The organism is Halorussus marinus (assembly GCF_004765795.1).
GTDB lineage: Archaea > Halobacteriota > Halobacteria > Halobacteriales > Haladaptataceae > Halorussus > Halorussus marinus.
Map to the genome: position 1 here is coordinate 1 of NZ_SBIV01000019.1, position 15,805 is coordinate 15,805.

Here is a 15,805-nt window from a genome sequence, read left to right on the forward strand (position 1 = left end):
TTTGAGCAACCGGTACAACCTCCCCGATGAAGCGGGAGATTTGCGTCATGGTCAACGGAACTCTCCCGCTTCAACTCCTTTGATTTAGCGGCCTACCTCTCTGCCGTATGGCGATTCAACACAGCCCTAACAATCCTCTACCCATGAGCGTCCCACCTATAGTAGAGGTGGCATTGAGCAGTGTGCCTACTTGTTTCATAACTCACGCTCAACGGACGAACGCCGGATACGGAGGCTAACTCGATAGTGACAGAGCTGTATAAACACCTGAACAACCCCCATTTGTTGCCTCACAACCATACATATAATATGGTCCGTTTAGATGATGGATATGATGAAGGTTTTAGTGACTGTGAAGGAGGTCGCCGAAGTCGCCGACGACTTCGAGATAGAGGGGACCGAAGTAGACGAACGCTACCTCGAGTACGACCTGAACGAGTGGGACGACTACGCCGTGGAGGAAGCCGTCCAGTTGAAGGAGGACGGCCCGGCCGAGGAGGTCGTGACCGTCACCATCGGTCCCGAGCGCTCCGAGGAGACCATCCGGATGGCGCTCGCGAAGGGCGCGGACCGCGCCGTCCGAGTGTGGGACGACGCGCTCGAAGAACCCGACCTGCTCGACGTCGAGACGAAGGCGAACCTGCTCGCCGCCGTCGTCGAGGAGGAGGACCCCGACCTCGTGCTGACCGGCGTGCAGGCGGGCGACGACGCGTTCGGCGCGACCGGCGTCTCGCTGGCCGACCACCTCGGCTTCCAGTGGGGCGCGGTCGTCAACGCCCTCGACTACGACCACGAGGCGGGCGTCGCGCACGTCCACCGCGAACTCGAAGGCGGCGTCGAGGAATTGACCGATATCGAACTCCCCGCGGTGCTCACCATCCAGACCGGGATCAACGAGCCCCGGTACGCCAGCCTCCGGGGCATCCGGCAGGCCCAGAGCAAGGAAATCGCGCCCAAGAGCCTCGACGACATCGGCCTCGACGCCGACGCCGTCGAGAGCGACCTGACACTGACCTCGATGTACGAACCCGAGAGCGAGAGCGACGCCGAGATATTCGAGGGTGACGCGAGCGAGACGGCCGGGCAACTCGCCACCGTCCTCCGTGAGAAGGGGGTGGCAGAATGAGCGACGTGCTGGCCGTCACCGAGCACCGCCGGGGCGAACTCCGCGACGTGAGCTACGAAGTCATCTCCGCCGGGCGGGAACTCGCGGACGCGACCGGCGGCGACCTCCACCTCGCGGTCATCAGCGGCGACGTGGAGGCGTTCGCCGACGACCTCGACCGCGAGGGCGTCGATTACATCCACACGGTGGACGAGGGCGAGGAGTTCAACCACGATATCTGCGTGCAGGCCATCGAGGCGCTCCACGCTGAACTCGACCCGCAGGTCCTGCTGATGCCCAACAGCGTCAACGGACTCGACTACGCGCCCGCGGTGGCGAACCGGCTCGACCTCCCGTTGGTGACCGACGCCGTAGACTTCAACTATGATGGTGGTCTCACCGTCACCCGCGAGATGTACGGCTCGAAGGTCGAGACGACCGTCGAGGTCGGCGGCGACCGGCAGGCCGTCACCGTCCGCGACGCCGAGTGGCCGCAGGCCGAGGGCGTCGGCGACGCCGAGATCTCGGCGTTCGACGCCGACATCGACACCGACACCGGGTCGACCGTCACCGGCTTCGAGGAGGTCGGGAGCGGCGACGTGGACATCAGCGAGGCCGACTTCATCATCTCCATCGGCCGCGGCATCGAGGAGGAGGAGAACCTCGACCTCATCCGCGACCTCGTCGAAGCGACTGATGCCACCCTCGCGTCGTCGCGACCCATCGTGGACAATGGCTGGCTCCCGAAGAACCGGCAGGTCGGCCAGTCCGGCAAGGTCGTCACGCCCGACGTCTACCTCGCGATCGGCATCTCCGGCGCGGTCCAGCATGTCGCCGGGATGAAGGGGAGCGACACCATCATCGCCGTCAACACCGACCCGAACGCACCCATCTTTGACATCGCGGACTACGGCATCGTGGGCGACCTGTTCGAGGTCGTGCCCGAACTCATCGAGGAGTTCGAGTAACTTCCCACCTTTTTAGTCTTACTTTTGCGTGATTGTCTAGAGTAGTCGATTAACATACTATATTATCTGTAAATTTAGGAAGAATAGTGGGGTGATATGTGCGGCCTTCCATACGTCCGCACGCCTGCTGAGGCCGATTGCTGTCTGGGGGGTTTAACAAGCCCTCACTTCTTGCTTTCCGGCGTTTCCCCGTGGGTTTTTGTCTGAAGGTCAATTTCGATTAAATTGGCGGTCCGTTTGACCTGTTGGGGAATCTCTTCCTCCCAACGAGACCCTTGCATACGTGTTACAGCTCCAGACACGCTAATCGCTCCATATGTATTTGATTGCTTGTCGACGATTGCGACGCCTACTGCCCGGGTCCCGGAGACCTCTTCACCATCGTATATTGCATAGCCTCTCTCTCGAGTCTTTTCTAATTCGTCGAAGAGGGCTTCCTTGGTGGTGATTGTTTTTTCTGTAGATTGTGGGAGGCCATGTTCTTCAATAACTTCCTCGACGCGTTCACATGGAAATTCTGCAAGTATTGCTTTTCCGGTCGATGAGTGGTGGAGGTAATCGGGCTTTTGGTTTTTCCAGGCATGGAATTCTTCGGCAATAGCATTTTCGCCTCGCTCTCGATACAGATAGTAACCTAATCCATTCTCCTCGACCATCAGGTGTGCATATTCATCGGTTTTTTCCGCTAATCGATCAACATACTCCTTTCCGACAGTATACAATGGTGATTGGTGTTGTACCGATTTCCCGTAATTAATGAACTTATTACTTAGCTGGTATTCATCGCCTTTTTTAACTACAAATCCCTGCTTGCGAAGGGTAGCAAGATGGTTGTAGACGGCTCCTTTCGAAAGTTCTAACTCGTTTGATAGTTCTGTCACCCCCACATTCCCATGTCTCTGAAGAGCATTCAAAATACGACTTGTTGTCTCCACTGTTTTGAGTGTTCGTACGTCGTCTGCTGTCATAGGTGTTCATAAGGATTAATGCTCCAAATAAGTTTGTGAATAACAAACAGGCCAGTCATTCTCGTCGTAGGATGTCCAAAGTGAAGAATATTTTCCCGGCTCAGATTCAACTCGAACCAATTATTTGGGAAATTATGGCCAATATTATAGGCATTTTCTCGCACAGACTATAGTAGTGGTTATACTCACGGACATAGATACGTGAAAACATTTGGTGGTTTGATGCTGTCGAGCGCAGAGAGCGCGGCATCACGAAGTTCGTCCAGCGTGTCGAAGAGGCGGTTTCCGAGTTCTTGATTGAGTTGTTTCCAGCACTCTTCCGCGGGGTTCAGCTCCGGTGAACCCCGCGGAAGATAGCACAGTTCGATCGGTGTTTCGTCGGCGAATTCCTGTACCTTGTTGGCCGTGAAATACGACGCGTTGTCCAAGACGACGCAGATTTTCTCGCCGAACTCGGTTTGGAGTGCGTCCAGTAAACGGATCGTCGTGTCGCTGTTGAAGTTTTCCGCACACGGCAGAAAGAACGTCTCGCCGGTATCGCTGACTGCACCGAGTAGTTTGATGCTGTCCCACGCGCCCGTCACCGGCAGTGACGGGCGCTCCCCCTCTGGAAACCATGCATAGATCAGTGTCGAGAGAACCTGCCGTGTCTGATCTATTGCGAGGATCGTGTATTCGTCGTCCAGGTCGTCGCGCTTTTTTTGAAGCCTTCCTGCCAGGCTTCCTGCGCTCGCTCGTCGGACTTGTAGTATTCCGGCCGGGCTGTCTTCCAGGACAGCCCGGCCTCAGAGATCAACCGTCGGACATGGCGTTCACAGTATTCTACACCGAATTCTTCGATGAGATAGTGACGCGCGAGTGGCACAGACCACGCGGGCGCGTCGAATCCGACTTCCTCGGGAGATTGATGAAGTGCCTCAACGAACTGCTCGTGCTCTTCGTCGGAGAGTTCGGAGGGTCTGCCCTCACGTGGTTTGTCGTAGACGACCTCCTCGAACGGCTCGTCGGCGAGCCGTTCGAGTCGGTTGAACCATTTCGAGGCCCAACTACCGGAAAATCCGTAGAGTTCGGCGGCCTCCGTCTGCGTGAGTTTGTCCATTTCTTTGTAGGTGATCGCCGCCATGAGCCGCTTTGTCGCGTCGGCGTCATCGACCTCTGCCAAGATCTGGCGGAGGTCTTCGACAGAGACGTTCTCTAACGTCGCCATACTGATCCTTGTTCCTCAAGCTCCATGAATTTTTAGCCGTCAGTATGAGTATCAGACGGCTTGACGGCAAATTGAGCAATTGGCCTTGGCCCTATGCATTGAGAGAGCCAGTCTCAACTACTGTGAGCCGGCGGTCTCAACTGAGTTCACCGTATAGAGGCGGAATCAGACTATTCTGAGGTTGCTGTTGGGGTATTGTAGAATAGTATCCTATTTTGGAATAGTACGCTATTCAGTCGATTCTGAAGAAGCAGATTCGCGAGCTTGTTCGAATCGTTCGGCCACTTCGTCTACGAGATCTTCCTCCACGACGGTTCGGAGAAGAGCATCAGTCATTTCCCGAACGACGATGTTCTGGTAACCCTGCTGGTTGAGCTCGCGTTCCAGTTCATACTTCAGCCAGGAATCGAAGTCCTCGATCGTAGCCTCCCGGGCGTAGAAAGGCCGCTGTTTAGTTTCACTTTCACCGAACTATCGAGCCTTCTTCAAGGGGCTTCCATCGGTAGCGCCGCCCACGGATGTACGCCAGCGACCTGCCGCACGCGGGAGGTGACCGCCGCATGACCGCCGTCTGCCCGGACTGCGGCACGCCGATCTCCGCTATCGTCACCCGCGGGCCGTCCGCGCACTTCCTCGCGCCCTGCGGATGCCGAGCGACCACCCGGACGGTCCGCGACCTCGCGGGCGACGCCGACCGCGGCCGGGGCGTCGCCACCGACGGCGGCCTCGACGTCCAGCTCGCGTTCGCCGACTTCCACGCCTTCGAGCGCGACCTGCTGTACGCCGTCCGCGCGCTCGAACGCGACGGCGACCAAGAACCGCCGAAGGGCCTCGCCATCAAGTCCTACCTCGAAGACGACTACGACGAGATCAACCACAGTCGGCTCTACCAGAATCTCGACGCGCTGATCGAGCGCGGCCTGCTCTCGAAAGCCGAGAAGGACGGCCGGACCAACGAGTACGCGACCACCGACCGCGCTCGCCAGCTCCTCACCCGCCACGCCCAGCGCCGCGCCGACCAAGCCGGACTCACGGGGGTGGACCGGCCGTGAAGCGCGACCGTGATCTCCCCGAAGACCCTGAGGTGTGGCGGGACCCCGACGTGCTCGAAGCGCTGTACGTCGAACGCGGCTGGTCGGTCGACGATATCGCCGACCACTTCGAGGCGCTGGGCGCTGAGGCCATCACCCCGCGCCGGGTGCGCTGGCTGCTCCACACCAACGACATCCGGTGTGGGCGCAACGACCGCCCGCCGGTCACCGGCACCGCCGCCCAGCTCTGGCAGACCGACAAGGACGCCGTCGGAGGTGACCGCACGTGACCCACCCGTCGGGTGCCGTCGGCCACACGCTGACCGACGGTGCCCCGCGCCACACGCTCGAGTCCGGTACCCCTGGCCATCTGGCGGGTGCCCCCGACCACAGCCGTCACAGGCGCGGCATGCTCGCCAGCGTCGACGCCCACTCGGGAGGTGAGCCCGCATGACCACCCACGGCGACGACCCGGACTCGTCAGTCCTCTACGAGCGCGACGCCGCGTCGGTTGACCGTATCGGCGACCTCGTCCTGCTGGTGCTGGCGACCGTCGACGCCGACCAACTCCCCCACGACGAGCTAGTCATCTGCGTCGTCTCGCTCGTCGAAGATCACGGCGAAGCCTTCGACGTCACGACCGACAGCGCCGCCATCGAGACGCTCGACGCGTTGGGCATGCTCGCTTCCCTCGACTACGTCGACGGTCATCCCTATTCCTTGGAAGCCGAGACCGCCCGCCTGACTGACCGTGGCGAGCAGGCCGCCCACGCACTCATCGCGGGGCTCGGTCCCGAGGGGCAGGCCGCACTCACGGGGGTGGCCGCCGATGCGTGACGAGGGTGCGAGCGATCGGGAGCAGGTTCGAATCCATCGAGGCGGCCCGAAGACCGACGGTCCGTCGAAGCAGGCGATGCTCAGAGCCGAACGCGGCGACGCCCTCGATGTCGACGGCGTCGGCGTGCTGGAGATCGTGAAGCGGACGAACACCTACTACGGACCGAAACTCACGCTGTTCGATGAGGGCGATGATAACCGGAACTACCGACTCGTCGCGCCGGGATTCGCGTCGGAACTCGAACTGTGGCGGTCCATCCGGAACGAGGATGGCTTTATCGAGGCGTGGGAGCGGCTCGGGGAAGTCTCGGCGGAACTCGTGGACACCAAACAGTACGACATCTGCCCGGAGTGCGGTGAACCGCTGAAGACGATCGAACACGAGCGAGAGGCTCTTGCAGGGGTGTGTGGTCTATGACCGGTGGAGAGTCAATCGACGCGACTGCTCGCTCAGCGACGACGACGGTGGGGCGGAAAGAAGTCCCATCGGTCGGCGGACTGTGTTCGTCGTGTGGGGGCGGCCAGATCTACCGCGAGGAGGGCACGCGCGTCTGTGACGGATGCGGGACGTGGTGGTCTCGGCTCGAGCACGCGCCGAACAATTGGCGGACAAACGCTTCCGAGCACGACGAGACAGACGAAACTGGCGGCCTCGATGCGGAGGGGTGTCCACCGCTGACTGAGTGGGCCGACCACGAGTCTGGGACGGCCACCGAGCGGGACGGTGGTCAGGCGTGACCGACGAGTGTGCAAGCGCTGGTCGGCGGCCGAAGGCCGAGCGACGAACGGCAGTCGACCCCACGAGTCGCCTGCAGGCACAACTGTACTACGATGCCGACCGGGGTCACTCGGTCTGCGTTGAGCGGCTCCGCGCACGGGATGCGACGACGTGGGTGGTTCGTGACGCTCGGACGGACGAGGTCCTCGAACGGATCTCGAAGGGCGTGAAACGATACCGGATGGGCCCGGGCGGTCCGTTCCTGAACCTCGAAGATGCTCCCGAGGACATCCGGACGCTCCGTACCGAGACCGGCCTCTGCCCGGTCTGCCGACGGGACCCCGCGACTAACGACGCCGAGCGCGACCTCACCGTCTACGCGAACCCCGCCGGCACCGACGGTTGGGCCGACTGCGATCAGGATCGGTGCCACCGCACGGAGATCACGGAGGTGCTGATCCGTGTCGCGTGACCAGCCATCAGCCGGCCCGCATCACCGACCCGAATCCCTCGAGCAGAGAACACCCAGCGGTAAGTACCCCGACACCACCCATCGGATCGACCAACTCAGTCGCGTCGACGACGCTACCCGCTGGGTGTCGTTCGAGCCGCTAATCGAACCGGTTTGGGATGTCGACCTCACGGGAATCGACTGGGCGCTGGTCGGCGGCGAGATCGCGTCCGCGGCCGACCGCTGTGAGATGGACCAGCGTGAAAGCAGGGAGATGCCACCAGATCCCGACGTAACGGTTCGCGCGTGCTGGAGACTCCCTGAATCAGGTCATGAACCGGAGGAAACGCTCGTGACTGTTAGAGTTGTGACACGCGTCAGACGCATATTTAATAAGGGGCGACTTCGAAGCAGACAGGCAAAGCTAGGCAAGAATCAGCGTCCGGAAGAACCCTGGTTGGCTACCCTGTTCTTCTGGACTCAGCGAAATAAATCTTTCCCCCTCAGTCAGTGGCAACCCTGTCGTTCGACTGAGAGGCGGGTTCTCGTTGAGTACGGCGGCGTGATCACGGCGGCCGCCAGCGCGTAACTCGCCGACCAACACTGATGGTCAGCGACGCGTCCACATCCAGACAGCGAGCGAGCCCTATCTGCCGTCACGACGGCACGGCCGTCCGGACGGTCCGTGAGTGTGTGGTCCACATCGACTGCGCCCTCACGGGCACACGTTCGTCGACGGCGAGCGCGACCGCCACTGGGGAGGTGGTTCGGTGACGTATCAGGTCGTCGGCTGTTCGGCCTGTGGCTCGTTCTGGATCGTCGAGGCCCTCCGAAACCAGACGACCGCCCAGTGCCCCGTTTGTTTCCAACAGCATCAGACCGACCTCCTCAACGTCCGGTTCGAACACGAGGAGTTCGAGGTTGCCGCCGAGACCAGGTCGAAGATTCTTGCCGAGCAGGCCGGCCACCTCGACCAGTACGAGACCGCCGACGACTATGGTGTCCTCGGCGAGCGCGCTGACGACCCGGTCCTTTCAGACCGCGAGTACTGTGAAGCGCTCGGCCTCCCCCCCGAAGAGGCCGGTCTCGACACCGCAATTACTCGGGGGAAGACCGCCGAGAACCGCACGCAGACCGAGACTCTGACGACAGACCCCGGTAAGCCCCCCGATATCGAAGTTGACATTGCGGACCGCCCGCAACTCGATGTCTCGAAAGCAGGCCACGCCGACCGTTCGCGTGGCCTCTCGCGTGTCCTTCCCGGAAGCCAACTCTCCGCGGCGGGCCACATCTACCAGCGGGTCACTCCGCGCGTTACCGAACTCATCGACGAGACATCCGGCGACATGGACCACGACCTTCGCGATGATCTCCGCCCACAGGCCGCCCGACTTGTCCATGAGCTCGCCGAGCAACGCGCGCCCGAACTCCTTGACCCGAGCGAACCCGAGTACCACGACGTCGACTGGTTTGTCGCCGAAGTCCTTACCGAGACGGTCTGTGACCTCCCCCGGACGGACGACGCGATCGACGATTACGCGGTCGTCGCGGAAGCGCAGGGCTACCTCCACGCGCTCGCCCGCTATGCTATCCTCTGGGCGGACGACGACTACCGGGACGGCCGTGGGTTCCGCGGCGAGGAGTTCGTCGAGCGCGTCGAACGGACGCTCGAGCAGGCCGCGACCTCTCAGGGGTCGTTCCAAGCACCTGTCGTCGAAACGCTCAAGCACACGCTTGTCGCGCTGTTCACGGAGCGTGACGTACCGGAGGTTCTCACGTTCTACCTCGACGGCGAGGCGTGGACCGAAGCCGACAAGCAGACCGTCGAGACGGCGCTCCAGCTGTTCGCCGTCCTCGGCGAAGGATTCGACGTGCGGCTCAAGTACTCGCCGGCTGTCGAGGACGTCATCGACCGTGCGGTCGACCGCGTCCGAGCTCGGGATGCTGACGATCCAGACTGGCTCGAACCGGTGACGAATCTTAGTGAGACCGAGATGAGGTCCGGGCGTCCGCCCGGTGCTGGGTCCGGTCAGTCCGGGCCGACGGCGTGGGACGCCTACGACGCGCTCGATCACCTCGCAAACAGCGCGGACGTCCTCCAGATGATCCCGCATCTGCGCGCGCGAGGAACGCGCGCGGTCACGGACCTCAAGCGCGACGACGCTGTCCGCTGTGCTGACGGGTCCGTATACGCGAATCTCGACACGCTCGAAGACGCAGGCATCGTCACATCCGTGAAGCGGGCTGGCCGCCGCCACGTCTCGCTCACCGAACTCGGCGACGTCGCCCAGCGCATCGTCACCGCCGACGGTCGCCTCCTCCACCCGTCCCAAGCGTGCCTTGGGCCGGGTCTTAGCGGCACCCCCCAGCTTCTCGCAAGTGAGTGTAACACCCGAACAAGGACGGAAGGGGGGCCGGATGGGCCGGGCCGCTCCCCCGCCGGGAGCGCCCCCGCGACCGCCGACGATGCGCCGTCGACGCCTGAGGAGTGGCTCGCCGCGACCGGCGATCCCCGCGACGAGAGCTTCGTGCAGTGGCTGGGCAACGCCACCGCAGACCGCCCGCTCCAGCCGTCAGCAATGCATAACCGCCTGCTGGCGGGCAACCGCGTCGAAGGCATCAATCTCGTCCATGAACCGCATCACAAGCGCTGGAATAAGACCGAGGACGGCGACGGCCGGGTCACGTACATCAGTGGCGGTGCAGAGTTCGACGACACAGCGCTGGCAGTGGTCCAGTGGGGTGGGCCGGCGGTGACGCTGGCACGTCTCATCGCAACCATATTCGGCAACGCCGCGTTCGGGAAGCTCCTCGAGGAGAGTCGGGTCGGAACCCAGTTGGAGCAACTCCATGGGGACGTCAGTCAGTTCGAGAAGGACCTCGACGCGATCCTCCGGCGTGGCAACCACCATGGCTGGCTGAGCGACGAAGAGCTCGCCCACTACGAGAACTGGAAAGACCGGATGGGCGATGTCCGGTCGATGTTGCTGGCAAGGCTGTCCGAGCTCGCGAGCCTCGACGCCGGGTTGAAACGCGAGTTCCTTGAGGACCTCCACGGGCTGTTCACGACCGCGACCCACGTCTACGACGCGGCTGGGTTCGACCTCGTAGCCAACCTGCAGGTGCCCGATGTCGCAGAACTCCGTGACGACCAGACGCGGTACCAGCAGTTCCTTGACTTCATGCGGTACACCCCGACGAAACAGGCGGTCTACCGCGACGAGCACGGCGTCCACAGCATCCATCGGATGCAACGTGACGACCGGCCCGAGAAGTTGCGGAACCGCATCGAGTACGACGTCGACGAGGACGACCCGACGGCGGACCTGACCTGTTCGTGGATCATCTCGGCCGACGGTGCACCCCGAATGCAAGAGGACATCCGGGCGGCGATCGGGAACGAACAGGAGCGGGTGCGGGAGCAGATTGTCGAAGGGGAGGAGGCGGCGGCGGTGCTGGAGATCCCAATCAAGAGCGCGAATACGTTCGCGGCCACGAAGCAACTGGTCCGGGAGTGGGCCGACCGGAAAGGCCACCGGCCGGGCGAGACGACACAACCACTTGACCGCCTCACACGGATGCTCCACGCCGTGCTCGGGACGCCGGAGTTCGGTCCGTCGCCGTTCGACGTGGCGTCGGTGATGATGGCGCTCGGCCGTCGCGACGGCTACGGCGACGAGCTGACGGTCGGCGACCTCGCGCACGGCCTCGGCGAACTCCCGGCGAACCGACTCTTGCCGAGCCTGTTTGAGGCGGCCGCCGAGCAACGGAAACCGGCGCTCCAGCGGATGGTCAAAGCTCTCCTCCAAGCCGAGGGAGCGCTCTCGCGCCAGGACCTGATCGACGTGACGAGCGAGAACAGCTACAGTCGGCTCCATCACTATCTCGACGCCGCTGACCTCGTTGAGAAGGTCGACGACGGCCAGTGGACAATCTCGCTCGAACCGTGGTGGGCCTCGACGAACGACCACGTCGAACCGCGGCAGGACGGCCACGAGACGGAGATTCTGACGACGGGCGGACAGCCGGTCTGGTCGGACGTGGCGTACGGGATTGCATTGGAGTATCTCGATCAGGTGCCGAGTGAGGAGTGGGTAGATGTGTGGAACTCGCCTGTCGATCTGGGGGAAGTCGTTGATGTAATACCGGAACTCAGGCGGTTCGAGCATCTCCTGCGGACCTATTACGACCTAGACGATCCAACAGAAAATGAGCGGACAGCCGTCGCGATGGTCGGACGGCATCCGGCGATGCCCGAAGAGGGCCAGCAGCAGCTTGGGGTGGTTGGATAAGAACGCCAGACGGCGGCATGGGTGGTCTCTGTAAGAACGCTGGAACTCCGGGGAAGGTAAGCGGTCGCTTGCGAACGTGTCGAGTACTTCTGTGAATAGAGATATAGAATGGGGAGTCCCGTCCCAGTTGCCACGCGGCAATAGGTTTAGGTGAGTGGCTGGCGAACCAAGAGACATGAGTCAAGACCGCGAACGAAACGACCAAGGGCAGTACGTCGGCACGATCTCGCTCGAGGACGTAGTCGAAGCGATTCGCCAGACGGACAGTCCCGTGGCGACCGCACCCGAGCTCGGTGAGATCCTCGACTGTAGCTCAGAAACAGTTCGGCAGAAACTGGTCACACTCCACGAGCAGGGCCGGGTGGAACGGCGCACAGTCGGGGCCAACGCCGTCGTGTGGTGGCTGACCGACACCGAGAACACCGTCGCCGAAATCAACCCGGACGACCCGTTCTGGAGCGCAGACCCGCACGGCGGTGACGAGCCGGTCGGCGAGGAGGACATCGACGATATCCTCTACGGCGAGGCAGAATCGTAATGACGCAGGGCGCAACGCCATTGTTCATCGATACGGGCGCGTTCTTCGCATGGGCCTACGAGCAGGCCGAACGCCACGACCGAGCCCGCGAGGTTTTCGATGCCCTCGGCGCTGGCGACCTCCCGTACCGGCCGCTCTACACGAGCCGGTCGGTGCTCTCGGAGCTCGCTACGCTGATGGTTCGCAAGGTCGGCCATGCCGAGGCCGTCGAGACACTCGACACGATCCGTGAGTCGGAGAGCTTCAACGTCCTCCCGGTAGACAAACCTGCGTTCACTGCTGCGTGCGACGAGTTCGCTCAGTACGATGACCACCAGATTTCGTTTGTCGACCATACGAGTAGTGTGCTGGCGGGAAGCCGGGACATCGAGCACATGTTCGCGTTCGACAGCGATTTTCGGACGCTCGGGTTTACCCTCGTCCCTGCAGACGTAGCGGTCCCGTGAGGAAGAACTCTCGCCGACATCCTCGTCTCGGTAGTAGATTCACGATTGGACGACCAACAGTGAAATCGAGTACACTAGGATATCTTCCTAGGAGGGTGTTATAGAAGACTTCACACACCCACAGAGATTGGTCACCATAGCAGTAGTCGATAATACGATTTCTTTATTCAGCCTTCAGGACGTAACCAATATGGACGTTTTTACTCGGTGTGGGACGTGATTCCGCCATACAATAATCACAACTGTTTTAATCACTATCGTTAATTCTATTTAATGATGAATATTGTAGCTCTCCTTGGCGTTCTGTTCCTACTGTTGCTAGGTCTCTTCTCTATCTACGCCGGTTTACGACAACTATTCTACGTTCTCACCGGGAATCAAGAGCAATTGGAGGTAGCAGGCCGATTCAAGTTTCTCTTCGGTTTCAAAGACCCGACGTTGACGCAAAAACGTCTCTTTTGGTTAATCGGCGGGTTCTTGTTGATTCTCGGTGGGCTCGCGTTTCTCGGAATGGTGGTGTTCTCGGTCAGTTCTGGAGTCTGACCCGAACAACTACTCCTCTATTTCACCACCAATTCTGAATAAAGAAACTGTGCTACTAACTACTGATAGCACTGTGCGTTAGTAGTCTTTCAGCCAAGTGGGACCGCCGTACGCGTCGACGTAACACCGCTTGTGGACGGGCTCCTCACGCTTGTTCGGCACGGCCTTCTCCAACGGCACTTGGTCTCCGCAGAGATCGCACTCGGCGCTGTGGCCGTGCATCCGAGCATCCTGCGAGAGGTCTTTCGTCTCGATATACAACTCTTGGAGCGACTTCGGCGTGAGCCGAACAAAGATCTTCTCGCGGTCCTCCTTGTTCCCGCGTTCGGGCGTATAGGACAAGACCCAGTCCTGGCCGGGTTCACCATCGCCGCCTGGGCCAAGTGAGATTGTCTGTGCGAGTTCGTCCGGGACGTAGTGCCACTCGTTGTCTGCGAACCGAGGGTAATGACCCTTCGGACGCGGATTTTCGGGGTCGATATCTTTACTCATGGAAATCTCGTATGTCTGTATCTGTATTTGTATATGGATATGTATATGGCTACAACTGGCGGGCGCGCTCGCCCTTCGCGTCCTTGAACGCTTCAACTGCTTCCGGGCACGCTTCTTGAAGACCTATCCACACAGCCGAGATGATCAACTCCTGCCGGTTCACATCGTTACCGCGACCGCGGACCTCGTGCAGTTGCTCAACGACCGCTTCTAACTCGCTCTCGTCAGCCTCAAGCCCACGGACGAACGCAGCAAGATCCTTATCACGGGCCGAGAGCGTTTTCATGTTCGACCCGCCGTCTTCGACCGCGTCAAGTGCGTCGATGAACCGGTCTTCGAGACTCGGTTCGTTGTTGGTGTTGCTGGCGCGGTCGCCGGGCCGGGACTGCTCGCGGAGCTCGTCGATGTCTGGGTCACCCATGGTTATTCCCCTCCAGTCAGACGCCTGTAGAACGCTTTAGCGTTGACACGGTAGGCTTCAATCGCCTCTTCGGCGGTCTTCGATGGCTTGTCAAGCGCGAACACGGTCTTGCCTTGGTTGCAGGCGTTTCGAATGTCCTGACTCACAGGAACATACGCAGGTGCGAACGCATCAGGGTATGCGTCCTCGAACTGTTGAAGGTACTCCTCGGCGAGGTTCGTTCGCGTGTCCACCTTGTTCGGAAGGACCATCGTCAGCTCGAGCTCGATGTCGAAGTTGGTGGCGATACGGTCCAAATCGTCTCGGAGTCCGTTGGCTTGTTTCTCTTCGAGCGGCCCCATCTCGACGGGCGCGATGATGTTCCGGGCGGCCCAGAGGCCATTGTAGCTGACGTTGTTCGTGAGACCGGGGAGGTCGAAGAGGATCACGTCGTACCCCATCGGCTCGAGATGCTCGGTGGTGAACTCGTTGAGGCGCTGGTAGCGATCCTCTTGGTCGACGCTGGCGAGATCGTCGTCGACGCCGTCGAGGTCTGGATGGGCGGGGATGATATCTGGGCCTTCACTGGTCTCCCAGATCATCTGCTCGGCGGCGTCGGGAACAGCGCGCGCAATTTGCTCCCATTGGTCGGTGAAGACGGTGCCGATGTTCGGCCAGTCTTGGTCGTCGTCATCATCGGCGTCGATAGCGGCCTGCCAGTCGTCGAGTAGACCGAAGTATTCGGCGAGGTCGTTTTGTTTCCCAGCGAGATCGACGATGAGGACATTGTGGTCTTGCTCGGCGAGTGCGACGCCGAAGTGTGCTGCGGTGGTGGTTTTGCCGGTGCCGCCCTTGTCGAGGAAGGTAGCGCCGCGGACTGTTTTTGTAGCCATATCTGCATCTGTATCCATATACAGATATGTATATAAAACTTGGCCAGACGTAATCGCTGAAACTAACTGAGAACGGGGGTAGCTGTTGCTCAGAGGAATTGAAAAGCGAGGGATGACTCCCTCGAAACCCATCTATCTGTTCGGTGCCGGAGTTTGAAACTCTATCGCCACCCGCCACTAAATAAGAGAAGTAGAGGTCGTCTACGGAGTCGTCGCGGTCGTCCTCCGCGAGGCGCTCGACGATGCCGTATGTGGAGTCCTGTTCGAATGCTGACGACCGCTAATCCATATACCGGTATAGAGTTTACGAATTATTGTCTCGTCACTCGCCAGACCAAGTGGAAATGGAACTCGCTATCTGGAGCGTCTCACACTCAGAGAACTGTGGGAGGTTGGCGTGCCCAAATCAGGTCCGCAGAACGGAATGGGCGGTCGACAGCGGAAATCTGGGGTTAGTCGTCGGGATCGTGAAGCGCCTCGCCGAGCGCCCACCTCCGAGCGCCACTACCGCTCCGACTGCCGGACTCTCAGTCACGCTGTAGGCGAGCGCTCCGCCGGCGACTGCTCCAACGAGGCCGCCACCACGTTCGTCGATGCTTGAGAGTAGACTGTGTCCTTTGTCAAGCACTGTCGGCTCATATTTTCCGGGATTGAACTACGGAATTTCCGAGTTATCATAGAAGTCGGAAGCGAACCCCTGCTTTCGGGGTGAATACCAGGGTGATCACCACTGTATCCTCGGGTATTTTGTGCAAGGTTATTTTAGAAGTGCACATGAGGCTCGAGGCGACCGCGAAGGAAGACGAATACAAGGTCTGGATGACAGACGGAGAACTCGAGGAACTTCGCCGTGCCGCTGCGAGTCACCGAGACGACCTTGTCATCCAGCTGGGTGGCTATGTCGGCCTCCGCGCGT

General features: G+C 60.7%; 16 protein-coding genes and 2 pseudogenes. 12 read left to right on the forward strand and 6 right to left on the reverse strand.

The window, feature by feature from the left end; translation table 11 throughout:
- Positions 1-334: 334 nt before the first annotated feature.
- A complete protein-coding gene (locus EPY72_RS18795) occupies positions 335-1,126 on the forward strand; it encodes an electron transfer flavoprotein subunit beta/FixA family protein (protein ID WP_135807430.1) in 792 nt (263 codons plus the stop codon).
- Complete coding sequence (locus tag EPY72_RS18800; protein WP_135807415.1) at positions 1,123-2,073, forward strand: electron transfer flavoprotein subunit alpha/FixB family protein; 951 nt, start codon at positions 1,123-1,125, stop codon at positions 2,071-2,073. Before EPY72_RS18795 ends, EPY72_RS18800 begins: the two co-directional genes overlap by 4 nt.
- 164 nt (positions 2,074-2,237) lie before the next feature.
- Here EPY72_RS18800 and EPY72_RS18805 read toward each other — a convergent pair whose 3' ends face one another.
- From EPY72_RS18805 to EPY72_RS20110, 3 genes and pseudogenes are all read right to left on the reverse strand, one after another.
- A complete protein-coding gene (locus EPY72_RS18805; RefSeq protein WP_135807416.1) occupies positions 2,238-3,041 on the reverse strand; it encodes an IclR family transcriptional regulator in 804 nt (267 codons plus the stop codon).
- Between the two features lie 185 nt (positions 3,042-3,226).
- Positions 3,227-4,248, reverse strand: a protein-coding gene (locus EPY72_RS18810; RefSeq protein ID WP_135807417.1) for an IS630 family transposase whose coding sequence is annotated in 2 segments (ribosomal slippage) — positions 3,227-3,744 and positions 3,744-4,248 — 1,023 coding nt in all. Because the reading frame shifts where the segments join, the coding sequence is not laid out codon by codon here.
- A 228-nt stretch (positions 4,249-4,476) separates the two neighbouring features.
- Positions 4,477-4,704 (reverse strand): annotated as a pseudogene (locus EPY72_RS20110) (hypothetical protein); the annotation flags it as partial.
- A gap of 104 nt (positions 4,705-4,808) precedes the next feature.
- Here EPY72_RS20110 and EPY72_RS20115 point away from each other — a divergent pair.
- The 9 genes from EPY72_RS20115 (at position 4,809) to EPY72_RS18865 (ending at position 12,561) form a co-directional block, all read left to right on the forward strand.
- Positions 4,809-5,300 (forward strand): helix-turn-helix transcriptional regulator, encoded by a 492-nt coding sequence (locus EPY72_RS20115; RefSeq protein WP_135807418.1) that lies wholly within the window; start codon positions 4,809-4,811, stop codon positions 5,298-5,300.
- Positions 5,297-5,569 carry a hypothetical protein gene (locus EPY72_RS18825; protein WP_135807419.1) on the forward strand — a complete coding sequence of 91 codons (273 nt, stop codon included), beginning with the start codon at positions 5,297-5,299 and terminating at the stop codon, positions 5,567-5,569. Before EPY72_RS20115 ends, EPY72_RS18825 begins: the two co-directional genes overlap by 4 nt.
- Before the next feature lie 160 nt (positions 5,570-5,729).
- Positions 5,730-6,116 carry a hypothetical protein gene (locus EPY72_RS18830; RefSeq protein ID WP_135807420.1) on the forward strand — a complete coding sequence of 129 codons (387 nt, stop codon included), beginning with the start codon at positions 5,730-5,732 and terminating at the stop codon, positions 6,114-6,116.
- Between the two features lie 76 nt (positions 6,117-6,192).
- Positions 6,193-6,534, forward strand: coding sequence for a hypothetical protein (locus EPY72_RS18835; RefSeq protein ID WP_135807421.1), 342 nt, complete (start codon positions 6,193-6,195; stop codon positions 6,532-6,534).
- A 316-nt stretch (positions 6,535-6,850) separates the two neighbouring features.
- A complete protein-coding gene (locus tag EPY72_RS18845; RefSeq protein ID WP_135807423.1) occupies positions 6,851-7,306 on the forward strand; it encodes a hypothetical protein in 456 nt (151 codons plus the stop codon).
- Positions 7,296-7,874 carry a DUF5131 family protein gene (locus EPY72_RS18850; protein WP_135807424.1) on the forward strand — a complete coding sequence of 193 codons (579 nt, stop codon included), beginning with the start codon at positions 7,296-7,298 and terminating at the stop codon, positions 7,872-7,874. The genes EPY72_RS18845 and EPY72_RS18850 overlap by 11 nt, the downstream gene beginning before the upstream one ends.
- A 181-nt stretch (positions 7,875-8,055) precedes the next feature.
- Complete coding sequence (locus EPY72_RS18855; RefSeq protein WP_135807425.1) at positions 8,056-11,577, forward strand: DUF5817 domain-containing protein; 3,522 nt, start codon at positions 8,056-8,058, stop codon at positions 11,575-11,577.
- Positions 11,578-11,752: 175 nt separating this feature from the next.
- Positions 11,753-12,115 (forward strand): HTH domain-containing protein, encoded by a 363-nt coding sequence (locus EPY72_RS18860; protein WP_135807426.1) that lies wholly within the window; start codon positions 11,753-11,755, stop codon positions 12,113-12,115.
- Positions 12,115-12,561, forward strand: coding sequence for a type II toxin-antitoxin system VapC family toxin (locus tag EPY72_RS18865; protein ID WP_135807427.1), 447 nt, complete (start codon positions 12,115-12,117; stop codon positions 12,559-12,561). The genes EPY72_RS18860 and EPY72_RS18865 overlap by 1 nt, the downstream gene beginning before the upstream one ends.
- Positions 12,562-13,182: 621 nt before the next feature.
- On the opposite strand, the gene EPY72_RS18870 is transcribed toward EPY72_RS18865, so the two are convergent.
- The 3 genes from EPY72_RS18870 to EPY72_RS18880 are packed head-to-tail and all read right to left on the reverse strand — an operon-like array spanning position 13,183 to position 14,907.
- Positions 13,183-13,596 (reverse strand): DUF8161 domain-containing protein, encoded by a 414-nt coding sequence (locus EPY72_RS18870; protein WP_135807428.1) that lies wholly within the window; start codon positions 13,594-13,596, stop codon positions 13,183-13,185.
- 49 nt (positions 13,597-13,645) lie between these two features.
- Positions 13,646-14,017: a DUF8115 family protein gene (locus EPY72_RS18875; RefSeq protein WP_135807429.1), complete on the reverse strand. Its 372-nt coding sequence runs from the start codon at positions 14,015-14,017 to the stop codon at positions 13,646-13,648.
- A 2-nt stretch (positions 14,018-14,019) separates the two neighbouring features.
- Positions 14,020-14,907, reverse strand: a complete 888-nt coding sequence (locus tag EPY72_RS18880) for a ParA family protein (protein ID WP_244605626.1) — start codon at positions 14,905-14,907, stop codon at positions 14,020-14,022.
- Positions 14,908-15,663: 756 nt separating this feature from the next.
- Between EPY72_RS18880 and EPY72_RS19910 the strand changes: the two are divergent.
- Positions 15,664-15,805: pseudogene (locus EPY72_RS19910) on the forward strand (site-specific integrase); the annotation flags it as partial.

Excerpts from the sequence above, each read along its gene's own strand:
- EPY72_RS18830 (WP_135807420.1), top strand. The coding sequence starts at position 5,730 with ATGACCACCCACGGCGACGACCCGGACTCGTCAGTCCTCTACGAGCGC.
- EPY72_RS18860 (WP_135807426.1), top strand. The coding sequence starts at position 11,753 with ATGAGTCAAGACCGCGAACGAAACGACCAAGGGCAGTACGTCGGCACG.
- EPY72_RS18805 (WP_135807416.1), bottom strand. The coding sequence starts at position 3,041 with ATGACAGCAGACGACGTACGAACACTCAAAACAGTGGAGACAACAAGT.
- EPY72_RS18875 (WP_135807429.1), bottom strand. The coding sequence starts at position 14,017 with ATGGGTGACCCAGACATCGACGAGCTCCGCGAGCAGTCCCGGCCCGGC.
- EPY72_RS18880 (WP_244605626.1), bottom strand. The coding sequence starts at position 14,907 with ATGGATACAGATGCAGATATGGCTACAAAAACAGTCCGCGGCGCTACC.
- EPY72_RS18865 (WP_135807427.1), top strand. The coding sequence starts at position 12,115 with ATGACGCAGGGCGCAACGCCATTGTTCATCGATACGGGCGCGTTCTTC.
- EPY72_RS18835 (WP_135807421.1), top strand. The coding sequence starts at position 6,193 with ATGCTCAGAGCCGAACGCGGCGACGCCCTCGATGTCGACGGCGTCGGC.
- EPY72_RS18870 (WP_135807428.1), bottom strand. The coding sequence starts at position 13,596 with ATGAGTAAAGATATCGACCCCGAAAATCCGCGTCCGAAGGGTCATTAC.
- EPY72_RS18795 (WP_135807430.1), top strand. The coding sequence starts at position 335 with ATGAAGGTTTTAGTGACTGTGAAGGAGGTCGCCGAAGTCGCCGACGAC.
- EPY72_RS18800 (WP_135807415.1), top strand. The coding sequence starts at position 1,123 with ATGAGCGACGTGCTGGCCGTCACCGAGCACCGCCGGGGCGAACTCCGC.
- EPY72_RS20115 (WP_135807418.1), top strand. The coding sequence starts at position 4,809 with ATGACCGCCGTCTGCCCGGACTGCGGCACGCCGATCTCCGCTATCGTC.